General features: G+C 71.1%; 5 protein-coding genes and 1 pseudogene. 3 read left to right on the plus strand and 3 right to left on the minus strand.

The window, feature by feature from the left end; all coding sequences use genetic code 11:
• On the plus strand, window positions 1–7,605 hold a 7,605-nt coding region (locus tag HMPREF0591_RS15505), incomplete at its 5' end, for a type I polyketide synthase (RefSeq protein WP_007169537.1).
• 3 nt (window positions 7,606–7,608) lie between these two features.
• On the opposite strand, the gene HMPREF0591_RS15510 is transcribed toward HMPREF0591_RS15505, so the two are convergent.
• The 3 genes from HMPREF0591_RS15510 to HMPREF0591_RS15520 are packed head-to-tail and all read right to left on the minus strand — an operon-like array spanning window position 7,609 to window position 10,318.
• Window positions 7,609–8,040 (minus strand): PPOX class F420-dependent oxidoreductase, encoded by a 432-nt coding sequence (locus HMPREF0591_RS15510; RefSeq protein ID WP_007169538.1) that lies wholly within the window; start codon window positions 8,038–8,040, stop codon window positions 7,609–7,611.
• A 3-nt stretch (window positions 8,041–8,043) separates the two neighbouring features.
• Window positions 8,044–9,150, minus strand: a complete 1,107-nt coding sequence (locus HMPREF0591_RS15515) for an acyl-CoA dehydrogenase family protein (protein ID WP_007169539.1) — start codon at window positions 9,148–9,150, stop codon at window positions 8,044–8,046.
• A 7-nt stretch (window positions 9,151–9,157) separates the two neighbouring features.
• A complete protein-coding gene (locus HMPREF0591_RS15520; RefSeq protein ID WP_007169540.1) occupies window positions 9,158–10,318 on the minus strand; it encodes an acyl-CoA dehydrogenase family protein in 1,161 nt (386 codons plus the stop codon).
• A gap of 195 nt (window positions 10,319–10,513) precedes the next feature.
• On the opposite strand from HMPREF0591_RS15520, the gene HMPREF0591_RS15525 reads away from it, so the two are divergent.
• Together HMPREF0591_RS15525 and HMPREF0591_RS33115 are read left to right on the plus strand one after the other, a co-directional pair.
• Window positions 10,514–11,359, plus strand: a complete 846-nt coding sequence (locus HMPREF0591_RS15525) for a ComEA family DNA-binding protein (RefSeq protein WP_007169541.1) — start codon at window positions 10,514–10,516, stop codon at window positions 11,357–11,359.
• Between the two features lie 5 nt (window positions 11,360–11,364).
• Window positions 11,365–11,946: pseudogene (locus HMPREF0591_RS33115) on the plus strand (ComEC/Rec2 family competence protein); the annotation flags it as partial.

Below are 11,946 nucleotides of genomic sequence, written 5' to 3' on the forward strand. Positions count from 1 at the left end.
CTAGCCGATCTGTCCGAAGGCGGCGCCGAGGAGTGGAGCCGGCTGATCGGTCAGGTCGCGGCGGGCCCGCGGGGCGAAGACCAGATCGCGCTGCGGGACCACGGTGTCTACATCCCCCGGCTGAGTCGACGCGCGGGCCGGCCGGCCACGCCGCCGCTCGTATTGCGCGGCGACGCAACCTATCTGGTGACCGGGGGCCTGGGCGGCGTCGGTCTGGAAATCGCCGGGTATCTGGCCGACCACGGCGCGCGCCATCTCGTGCTGACCAGCCGACGAGCACCCGGCACCGCGGTGCAGCAGCGCCTCGATGCCATCCGGGAAGGCTCGGATTGTGAAATCCGGGTCATCACGGCCGATGTCGCCAATCCGCACGACGTCGCCCGCCTGCTGGCCACGGTTGAGGCCCAGCTGCCGCCGCTGGCGGGCATCGTCCACGCCGCGGGCGAGATGGGCACCACGCCGCTGCGGGCCTTGGACGACGCCGAAGTGGATCGGGTGTTCGCGGGAAAGGTCTGGGGCGCTTGGAATTTGAGCGAGGCCGCCGCGGAGCTGTCGCTGGACTTCTTCCTGAGCACCTCCTCGATCGCCTCGGTGTGGGGCAGCTTCGGCCAGACCGCCTACGGCGCGGCCAACGCCTTCCTCGACGGATTGTCCTGGCGGCTGCGTGAGCAGGGCGTGCCCGGGGTCAGCGTCAACTTCGGTCCATGGTCGGCGGGGATGGCCGACGAGGAGGCCCGGGCGCGCCTGGAGCAGCGCGGGGTCCGCACGCTGCCCCCCGCGGACGCGCTGGCGGGCATGGCCGAGTTCCTGGTGGCGTCCGCCGCGCACGGTGTGGTGGCCCGGATCGACTGGGCCCGCTTCCTGCCGCTGTATCAGCAGGCGGGCAAGCGGTCGTTCCTCGAGGAACTGGGGCGGGAGGTGCCCGAGTCGGTGCCGCTCCCCGCACCCTCCGGGCAGACGGAATTCGTCGAACGGCTGACCCTCGCGCCGGCGCAGCAGCGGAAGAAGCTGCTGGTCGACTACCTGCGCGACGTGGTCGCCGAGGTGACGCGGATCGACGCGGCGGAGATCCGCGAGGAGGCCGGATTCTTCGACCTCGGCATGGATTCGCTGATGGCCGTCGAGTTGCGGCGCCGAGTCGAGCACGCGGTGGGCAGGGAACTGCCGGCCACGCTCGCGATGGACTATCCGCGGGTGGCCGACGTGGCGCTGTATCTGCTCGACGACGTCCTCGGCCTCAACGCACAGGCGGGCCCCAAGGCGGATGCCCGGCCGGTGCCGGTGCCGGCCGGTCCCGCGGACGAGCCGATCGCGATCGTCGCGGTGGCGTGCCGGTTCCCGGCCTCGCCCGACCCCGAGGGGTATTGGGAGGTGTTGTCCGGCGGGGTCGACGCGATCCGCGAGATCCCGGATGACCGCTTCGAGATCGACGAATACTACGACCCGGATCCGGCGACACCGGGCAAGATCTACAGTCGCAGCGGCGGATTCCTCGACGGGATCGACGGATTCGACCCGGAGTTCTTCGGCATCTCCCCGCGCGAGGCCGTATGGATGGACCCGCAGCAGCGGTTGATGCTGGAGATCGCCTGGGAGGGGCTGGAGCGCGCCGGGTATTCGCCCGCGGCGTTGCGCGGCAGCCGCAGCGGCATCTTCGTGGGTGTCGCCGCCAACGAGTATTCCCACCTGCTGTCCCGGGACTCGGTGGAAAGCATCGAGGCCCACTTCATCACCGGCAACGCGCTCAACGCGATCGCGGGCCGGGTCGCCTTCGCGCTCGGGCTGGAAGGCCCTGCGGTGGCGGTGGATACCGCGTGCAGCTCGTCACTGGTGGCGGTCCACCAGGCCTGCCAGGCGTTGCACTCCGGCGACTGCGATCTGGCGCTGGCCGGCGGGGTCAACGTCCTGCTGAGCCCGGAGTCGATCGTTGCCGCCTCACGCGCGCGGATGCTGTCGCCCGACGGACGGTGCAAGACCTTCGACGCCGCCGCCGACGGCTACGTTCGCAGCGAGGGCTGCGGAATCCTGGTGCTCAAGAGGCTCAGCGACGCGCAGCGCAGCGGCGACCGGATCTGCGCGGTCATCCGCGGCAGCGCGGTCAATCAGGACGGCGCCTCCAGCGGCTTGACGGTGCCGAACGGCGGTGCGCAGCAACGGCTCATCGCCGCGGCGCTGGCCCGGGCCGGGGTCCGGGGCGGGGACGTCGACTACCTCGAGGCGCACGGGACGGGCACCTCCCTGGGGGACCCGATCGAGGTGCAGGCCGCCGCCGCCGTCTACGGCGCCGACCGTGATCCGCGCCGGCCCCTGCTGATCGGCTCGGCGAAGACCAACCTCGGCCACCTCGAGTCGGCCGCCGGGGTCGCGGGCCTGATCAAGGTGGTGCTGTCCTTGCAGCACGAAGTGCTGCCGCGGAACCTGCACTTCCAGAACCCGTCGCCGCACATCCCGTGGGATTCCCTGCCGGTGCGGGTCGTCGATACCGCGATGCCCTGGCAGGCCAACGGCCGGCCGCGCCGCGCCGGGGTCAGTTCGTTCGGGTTCACCGGCACGAACGCCCATGTGCTGATCGAGGAGGCGCCGCCCCAGACCGTCACCTACTCGGAAAGCGTTGCGGCGGAGCCGGCTTCGGCCGCTACCGACGTGCGGGTCGAGGTGTTCCCGTTGTCGGCGCGCTCACCGCAGGCGTTGGTGGCGTTGGCGCAGCGATACGGGGCCTGGCTGGGCGCGCACCCCGAGGCCGACATCGCCGACGTGTGCTTCACGGCCGGGGTCGGCCGCTCGCATTTCGAACATCGCGCCGCGCTGGTGGTGGATTCGGTGGCGGGCGCCCGCGAGGTGCTGGCCGAATTGGCCGAGAACCGGCTAAGGCCGGGGGTGCTGCGCGGCGAATGCGCCGACCCGCCGAAGACGGCGTGGCTGTTCACCGGGCAGGGCAGCCAGTACCCGGGGATGGCCCGCGAGCTGTTCGACACGGAGCCGGTATTCGCCGAGACCGTGACGCGGTGTGCGGAGGCGATCGACGGCATGCTGCCGCGTCCGCTGTTGGAGGTGCTGTTCGACATCGACCGGGGCGCCGGCGGCGGCGCCGCAGAAACGCTGCGGCACACCTCCTTTGCCCAGCCGGCGCTCTTCGCCGTCGAGATGGGCCTGGCCCGGCTGTGGCAGTCGTGGGGCATCGAGCCCGACGTGGTGCTCGGCCACAGCGTCGGCCAGTACGCGGCGGCGTGCGTGGCCGGCGTGTTCAGCCTCGAAGATGGGGCCCGGCTGATGGCCGAACGCGGCCGGCTGTTCGGCAGCCTGCCCGACGGCGGCCGCATGGTGGCGGTTTTCGCCGAGGCCGAGCAGGTGGAGGACGCGGCCAAACGCTTCCCCGCGGTGTCGGTGGCCGCCTACAACGGCCGCAACACGGTGTTGTCGGGTCCCGGCGCCGATCTGGATCAGGTCGTCGCGAGCTTCAGCGACGACGGGATCCGCTGCACCTGGCTGGACACCAGCCACGCCTTTCACTCGGAACTGCTCGAACCCGTGCTCGACGAATTCGAGGCGTATGCGGCGCGACTGCAGTTCGCCACCCCCACCCGGCCCCTGGTCTGCAATCGCACCGGCGCGGTCCTCACGGCGGAAACCCCGCTGGACGCGCAGTATTGGCGGCGGCATTCCCGCCAGCCGGTGCAGTTCACCGAAAGCGTGCGCACGGTGGCGGCGCTCGGATGCTCGGTGTTGATGGAGATCGGCCCGCAGCCGATTCTGACCGCGGCCGCGGTGCAGGCGTGGCCCGAACACGCCGCCGCACCGCGCGCGATCGTCTCCCTGCGCAAGGGCGCCTGCGCGCGGCGTCAGGTCGCCGAAGCGCTGGCCGCGGCCTACGTAGCCGGGCACCGGCCCGAGTTCGCCGCGCTGCACCGGGCGCCGCGCCGCAGACTCGACCTGCCCACCTATCCGTTCCAGCGCCGCCACTTCTGGCCCAAGACGTCGGGGATCGCCGGCGTCGACGGCCAGGGCGCCGCCGTGTCCGGAATCTTGGGCAGCGCGAAGGATCTCGCCTCCGGCGACGTCGTCTACACCAGCCGGCTGTCCGTCAAGACGCAACCCTGGCTGTCCCATCACGTCATCTACGGCACCGTCGTCGTGCCGGGCGCGACGTACGCCGCGATGGCCCTGGCCGCGGTCGGGACCCCGGCCCAGGTGCGAGACGTCTTCTTCTACGAACCGATCATCCTGGCCGACAAGAGTTCTCGCGAGGTGCAGCTGACGCTGCACCCCTCCGAAGACCGCGGTGGCTGGACCTTCCAGGTGCACAGCCGGCCATACGGTGTCCGCGACGCCGAGTGGTCGTTGAACGCCGACGGTGCCCTCGTCAACGCTGGCGCCGACGAGCCGGGTCCGGCGGATTCCGTCGACGTCGCGATCGAGCGGTTGAACCGCACCCGTCCGCAGCAACTGTTCGACACCTTCGCGGACATGGAGCTGGCCTGGGGGCCCACCTGGTCGACGTCGCTGAAATCACTGTGGGTGGGCGAGGGTGAGGCGGTCGGCGATGTCGTCGTCGGCGACGAACTCGCCGAACACCTCGGCACCGAGCCGGTCCATCCGGTGCTGCTCGATCTGTGTACCGGCGTCGCCTTCCCCGCGTTTCCGGCGCTTCTCGCGGCGACCGAACGAGGGGCGGTTCCCGACCTGTTCCTCCCGCTGCGGTACGGGCGGGTGGCGCTCGCGGAACGGATGCCACGCCGGTTCTACTGCCGCGCCAGGTGGCGCACCGGTGGGGTCGACAGCGAAACCCAGGTCTTCGACCTTGATTTCGTGGACCGGGCCGGCCGCCACCTGGGCGGGATAAGCGAGTTCACGGTCAAACGCGCGCCACGGGAGGCGTTACTGCGCGGGCTCGGCGGCGACGTCGCCCGGCTGCTGTACACCCTCGGCTGGCACGAGGTGCCGGCGCCGAGTGGCGATGCCGGGGCGGACGAGAACGCGCGCGGCCCTTGGCTGGTCGCGGGTTTCGACGAGCTGGCGGCCGAGCTGCCGGGTTGCGTCCAGTCGAACGGCGCGATGGATACCGGGGACTGGCGGCGGATGTTCGCTCGGGCGGAGGAGAGAAGTGCGCCGATCACCGGCATCGTCTGGCGCGGCTCCGGTCGACCGGGCGCGGAGGAGTCGGGCGAGGAATTCCGCGCGCGCCTGGAGACCGACATCGGCAACCTGCTCGGCGCCGTGCACGCCCTGCTGGCCGAACAGCAAGTGAATCTGCCCGGGGGACTGCGGATCATCACCGAACGGGGAGTGGCGACCGAGCCGGGCGAGCGGGTCGACCCGGTGCAGTCGGCGCTGTGGGGGCTGGGCCGGACCATCATCGCCGAGCAGCCGACGCTGCGCTGCAGGCTGATCGACCACGACGGATCCGGCGAAGCCGTGCGCTCGTTGGCGAGCCTGCTCGCCGCGCCCGACACCACCCTTCAGGAACCGGAACTCGCACTGCGACAAGGGAAATTCCTGGCGTCGAGGCTGCTGCCCTGGGCGCGCAGCGGGCATCTCGCGGCGCCGCGCGCGGGCGACTACGTGCTGGCGCCCACCGAGCGCGGCGCGATCGACAATCTGCGGCTGGCCGAGACCGACGTGCCGCCGCCGGTCGCCGGCCAGGTGCAGATTCGGGTGGAGGCGGCCGGTCTGAACTTCCGGGATGTGCTCAACGTGCTGGGCCTCTATCCGGGCGACCCGGGGCTGATCGGCGGCGACTTCTCCGGCATCGTCACCGAAGTGGGCGCCGGCGTCACCGGATTCGAGGCCGGCCAACGCGTCTTCGGCTTCATGCAGGGCGCGTTCGCCAGCCGGATCAATGTGCCGGCGCAATTGCTGGCGCCGGTGCCGCACGAACTGAGCGCGGTGGCCGCGGCCAGCATTCCCGCCGCCGCTCTCACGGCCCGGCTGGCGTTCGACTGGGCGCAGCTGAAGCCCGGGGACCGCGTGCTCATCCACGCTGCCAGCGGCGGCGTCGGCCTGGCCGCAATCCAGATGGCGCAGCAGCACGGCGCGGTCGTCTTCGCCACCGCCAGCACCTACAAACGTGCGACCCTGCGCAGGTTGGGTGTGGAGTACGTCTACGACTCGCGCACGACGGACTTCGCCGACCAGATCCTGGCCGACACCGACGGTGCCGGCGTCGACGTGGTGCTCAACAGCCTGACCAACGAGGGCTTCGTCGAGGCGACCGTGCGGGCCACCGCTCAGAACGGCCGGTTCGCCGAGATCGCCAAGCGGGACATCTGGACCCACGAGCGCATGGCGGCGGCGCGCCCCGACATCGCCTACGAAGTGGTGGCACTGGACGGGACCATCCTGCAGGACCCGGAGCGGATCCGCGGGCTGCTGGCCGAAGTGTCGGACGGGTTGGGGAGTGGCGAATGGGCGCCGCTGCCCGCCGAGATCTACCCGCTGACCGAGGCCAAGACCGCGTTCCGCCGGATGCAGCAAGCGCGCCACATCGGCAAGATCGTCCTGCAGATGCCCAATCCGCTTCAGCCGCAAGCCGATCGGACTTACCTGATCACCGGGGGGCTCGGCGCCCTCGGCCTGCGCACGGCGTCTTACCTGGCCCAACTCGGTGCCGGCGACATCGTGTTGACCGGCCGCCGCGAACCCGATGCGGACGCGCAGCAGGCGATCTCGGACATCACCGAGCGCTACCGCTGCCGGATTCACACTTTGGCGGCCGACATCGGCGACGAGTCGCAGGTCGAGGAACTGCTGGAGCGAATCCGGGCGGAGCTGCCGCCGCTGGCGGGCGTGGCGCACCTGGCGGGTGTGCTCGACGACGCCCTGCTGCCGCAGCAGGACGTCAAACGCTTCCGGACGACCCTGCTGCCAAAAGCGTTGGGCGCCTGGCATCTCGACCGGCTGACCAGGAAGGACGATCTGGACTTCTTCATCGTCTACTCGTCGATCTCCGGCGTGCTCGGTTCACCGGGCCAGGCCAACTACGCGACCGCCAACGCGCTGCTCGACGGCCTCGTCGCCGAACGCAGAGCGCAAGGCCTGCCGGCCACCAGTGTCAACTTCGGCCCCTGGGCGCAGGGCGGCATGGCCGCGTCGGAGGCGGCGCGCGCCAATCTCGGTGCGCAAGGCCTGGTTGCGATGGAACCGACGGCGGCGCTCAACGCGCTCGGTGAGATCGTCGCCCAGGGAACCGGGCAGGCGGTCGTGATCAAGGCCAATTGGCAACGCGCGGCGAAGATGCTCGGCGGTTCTCGTCCGCCGATGCTCGACCATCTGTTACCGAGCGCCGCCGCGCAGGCCCCCGGCGACAGTGAGCTCCTCAAGAAGCTGCACGAGGTGCCGGAGGCGCAGCGAGCCAGTTTCCTGACGGAATTCCTGCAGCAGGAGGTCCAGCAATTCCTGCGGCTCGCGCAGGCGCCCGCCGCGACCAGCCGCTTCTTGGACCTGGGCACCGACTCGCTGATGGCGGTCGAACTCCGTAACCGGTTGTACGGCCAGTTCGGTGGCGCGTTCACGATCAGCGCCACAGCGGTTTTCGACTACCCGACGATCAGCGCGCTCGCCGAGTATCTGGCCGCTCAGGTACCGGACGTGATCCCGGCGTCGGACTAAGGGTCAGTCGCTGATGTCGAAGCCGGCGATGACCTTGGTGGGGCGCACGCGCACCACCAGCTCGCCGGGGGAGGAGTTGCGGCGGCCGAACTCCTCGGCGCGCTCGGGGCCCATGTAGCGCGCCCCGGCCCGGGTGGCGACGTCCAGCACCTCTGCGGGGTCCTCGCTCACCGCGGCGACACCCTGCACCTGGACGAACGAATACGGCGGATGGGGATCGTCGACGCAGATCACCACCCGCGGGTCCCGATGCAGCGCACGGCCTTTCGACGTGTCCCGGCCGGTGTTGAACACCAAGTGGCCATCGTCGACGACGAACCACACCGGTGCGACCAGCGGGCGGCCGTCGGCGGCGACGTATCCGAGCATGCCGGTACGGGTGCCGGCGGAGAGGAACTCGACGACCCTGTCCGACAGCGTGGCGGGTTCGGTCATCCGCTAGAGCCGGGCCAGGTCGTAGTCGCCGATGTGGTCGATCAGGTTGTGCAGGTGGTCACCGGAGGTGCCCAAGGTGTGCTCGATCGCGGTGAGCCGGGCCGCGTAGTGGGCCACCGGGTATTCCGCGGTCACACCGATGCCGCCGTGCAGCTGGATGGACTCCTGGGCGATGTGCCGGCCCGACCGGCCGATCTGCAGCTTGGCCCGCGAGGCGATCACCGGGTCGAGGTTGCCGTCCGCGATCGACATCGACGCGTACAGGCTCATGCTGTGCGCCAGTTCGAGCGACACGTACATGTCGGCCGCCCGCTGGGTGAGCGCCTGGAATTTGTTGAGCGTGACGCCGAACTGCTTGCGCGTCTTGAGGTAGTCGGTGGTCAGCCGCAGCGCCTCCTCCATCGCGCCGACCGCCTCGGCGCACAGTCCCGCCTGGACGCGGATGACGGCGTCGCGGACGGCCCGCGACGCGTCCGCCGCCTCGCCCAGGGGCTCGGCGGGGGCGGCGTCCAGGTCGATCTGCGCGCCGCGTTGCCCGTCGAACGTCCGGTACGGGTGACGCGTGACGGAGGCGGCGTCCACCAGGAACAGGCCGGTGCCGCCGTCCGGCAGCGCCGCGCTGACCACCAACGTGTCGGCGCAGTCACCGGCCAGCACCGGGTTCTTGCGTCCGCTCACCGTCCATGAATCGCCTTGCGCCACAGCCTTGGTGTCCAAACCCGCGGCCGGCGTGCGCCGGCCCGGCTCCAGGTGGGCGAAGGCCAGCAGCCGTTGGCCGGCGGCGACGTCGTCGAGTTGTTCCTTCTGGGCGTCCGTGCCCAGCTCGGCGATCAGGGCACCCGGTGCGAGCGCGGCGTGCAGGATCGGTTCGGGGGCCAGCCGGCGCCCCGCCTCGGCGAGCACGACCATGATCTCGATCTGGCCCGCCTCCTCCGGGTCGAAGCCGAGGCCGAGGATCCCGGTGTCGGCGAGCTGGCTCCACACCTCGCGGCTCCAGCCCAGGTCGGTGCCGATGACCTTGTTGCGGCTCTCCGGGTCGTAGCTGCGGGACAGCAGCTCGCGGGTCGTGTCGCGGAGCAGCGTTTGCTCGTCGGTCAACTGAAAATCCATGTCTGCCTCACAATCCCAGGATGGTCGACGCGATGATGTTGCGCTGTACCTCGTTGCTGCCGCCATAGATGGAGGTCTTGCGGTAGTTGAGGTAGTGCGGCGCACTGTGTTGCGCCCAGTCCGGAGACGCAATGCCTTCCCCGTCGGCGGGCAGTGCGTCGGGCCCGGCCACCTCGACGAGTAGTTCGGTGGCCACCTGCTGCAGCTGGCTGCCGCGAAGCTTCAGCACCGACGACGCCGGATTGGGCTGTCCGTTCGCGGAGTCCGTGACCACTCGCGACTGCGTGAGTTCCAATGCCAGCAGCTCGTTTTCGGCCTCGGCCAGCCGCGCCGCGAACAGCGGATCCGACAGCACCCCGGTCGCCGCGGCGTGCTTCTTCACCTCGGCCAGGCGCACCTTGGTCCGTCCCACGCCGGCGATGCCGGTGCGCTCGTTGCCGAGTAGGAATTTCGCGTACGTCCAGCCCTTGTTTTCTTCTCCCACAAGCTGATTGGCGGGCACGCGGACGTCTTCGAAGAAGATCTCGTTGACCTCGTGGCCGCCGTCGATCGTCTTGATGGGCCGAAGCGTGACGCCCGGCGTCTTCATGTCGAACAGCAGGAAAGAAATGCCGGCCTGCCGCTTGGGCGCCTGCGGGTCGGTGCGGACCAGGCAGAAGATCCAGTCCGCGTACTGGCCCAGCGTGGTCCAGGTCTTCTGGCCGTTGACGACGTAGCTGTCGCCGTCGCGCACCGCGGTGGTGCGCAGCGACGCCAGGTCCGACCCCGCCTCGGGCTCGGAGAATCCCTGACACCACCAGATGTCGAGGCTGGCCGTCGGGGGCAGGAAGCGTTGTTTGACCTCCTCCGAACCGAATTCGGCGATCACCGGTCCCACCATCTTGGTGTTGAAGTTCAGCGGCTCGGGGACGCAGGCCAGCTGCATCTCGTCGGCCCAAATCTGGTGCTGGGTCGGCGTCCAGTCCTTGCCACCCCACTCGACCGGCCAGTTCGGCACCGCCAGACCGTGTTCGTGCAGGATCTTGTGGCTGGTGACGATGTCGTCGCGGTTCACCTCCGCCGCGCCGCGACGCACCCGCTCGCGCAGCTCCTCCGGAATCTTGGTGGTGTAGATGGTGCGGAGTTCGTCGCGGAAAGCGGCTTCCTCCGGTGTGAGCGCCAGTTGCACGGCGACCTCCTGTCGTCTGGGGCTGAACGTGGTTACCAGCGTCGGATGGATGCCCGGTCCTGGCGATGCGTTCTTGCCTCCATCTTGACCCATCGCGCGCGGCGGTTGTGCACAGCCTCGGTTTAGTCCACAGCCGTTGGTCGCGGCGCCGCCGCGCGGGGCCGATCGGGCGGTCGCCGCGCCTACGGTCGACGCATGCAACCAGAACTGCCCGGGGCGCGCCTGCAGCGGCGGCTCGGTGCCGAACCCGACGTCGACCCCGACGGAGCGGGGCCGGCGTCGTCGGCGGAGGCGGCAGACGAGGACCAGAATTCGCTGCTGCCGCGGTGGCTGCCCGACGGGTCGCCGGATCGCGGCTGGGCGGCCAGGCTGCGCGCCGACCCGGGACGTGCCGGTGCCATCGGGCTGGCGATCGTGGCCGCGCTGGCGGTGATGGTCACGGTATTCACCGTGCTGCGCGACCGCCCGGCGCCGGTGATGTCGGCCAAGCTGCCGCCGGTGGAGAGGGCGTCGACGGTGAGCGCCACGCCCACGGCGAGCCCGGCCGCCGGCCCGGACCGGCCCGTGGTGGTCAGCGTCGTCGGCCTGGTGCACAGCCCCGGGCTGGTCACCCTCGCGGCCGGCGCGCGGGTCGCCGATGCGCTGCAGGCCGCGGGCGGCGCGGTGAACGGGGCCGACACCGTCGGGCTGAACATGGCGCGCCCGCTCGGCGACGGCGAGCAGATCGTCGTCGGGCTGGCCCCCGTCCCCGGGCAGCCGCCGGCCCTGGGCAGCTCGGTGGCCACCGGTTCGACGCCGAAGCCGGCACCCCCGCGGCCCGGCGGGGGGCCGGTCAAGCCGAAGGCCGGTGCGGTGCTCGACCTCAACACCGCGACCGTTCAGGACTTGGACGCGCTGCCCGGCGTCGGGCCGGTCACGGCGGCGGCGATCGTCGCCTGGCGCCAGGCCAACGGCAAGTTCACCAGCGTCGACCAGCTCGCCGAGGTCGACGGCATCGGCCCGGCGCGGCTGGAGAAGTTGCGCGCCCTGGTCCGTGTCTGACGCGGGTGCACGGTCCCGGCATCGTCGAACCGGGCGCTGAGCGGGTCGACGCCCGCCTGGTGCCGGCCGCGCTCACCTGCTGGGTGGTGACCGCCGCCGGGATCTGGTGGCCGATCGGCCGGGAGGTGACGGCGGGCGGCGCCGCTCTGGCTGCGGCCTCGGGCGTGCTGGCGTGGCGCGCGTGGCGGCGGGGCGAGGCGGGACGCCTGCGGGTCCTCGGCGCCGGCCTGGTCGCATTGGGGGTCACCGGAGCGGGGTTCGGGTTCGCGGTCGCGCTGCGCGCCGAAGCGGTGGATCACCACCCGATCACCGCGGCGTTCGGAACGGCCGCCCCGGTGACCGTCACCCCCACCGAGAGCCCGGTGTCGTTGGGACGCGGCCGCCTCATGTTCCGCGCCACGCTGCAACGCCTGCGCGACGCCGAGATGTCGGGCCGCGTGGTCGTATTCGCGCGCGCGTCGGATTTCGCGTCGGAGCCGGACGGGCTGATGGTCGGCCGGCCGGTGCGCTTCACCGCACGGATCGGGCGGCCGACCCGCCGCGACCTCACCGTGGCGGTGCTCAACGCGACGGGCCGCCCGGCCGTC

It is taken from the genome of Mycobacterium parascrofulaceum ATCC BAA-614 (assembly GCF_000164135.1).
Lineage (GTDB): Bacteria > Actinomycetota > Actinomycetes > Mycobacteriales > Mycobacteriaceae > Mycobacterium > Mycobacterium parascrofulaceum.

What these genes read in the sequence shown, in the direction of transcription:
- HMPREF0591_RS15510 (WP_007169538.1), bottom strand. Translation starts at nt 8,040, where the DNA reads ATGACCGAACCCGCCACGCTGTCGGACAGGGTCGTCGAGTTCCTCTCC.
- HMPREF0591_RS15515 (WP_007169539.1), bottom strand. Translation starts at nt 9,150, where the DNA reads ATGGATTTTCAGTTGACCGACGAGCAAACGCTGCTCCGCGACACGACC.
- HMPREF0591_RS15525 (WP_007169541.1), top strand. Translation starts at nt 10,514, where the DNA reads ATGCAACCAGAACTGCCCGGGGCGCGCCTGCAGCGGCGGCTCGGTGCC.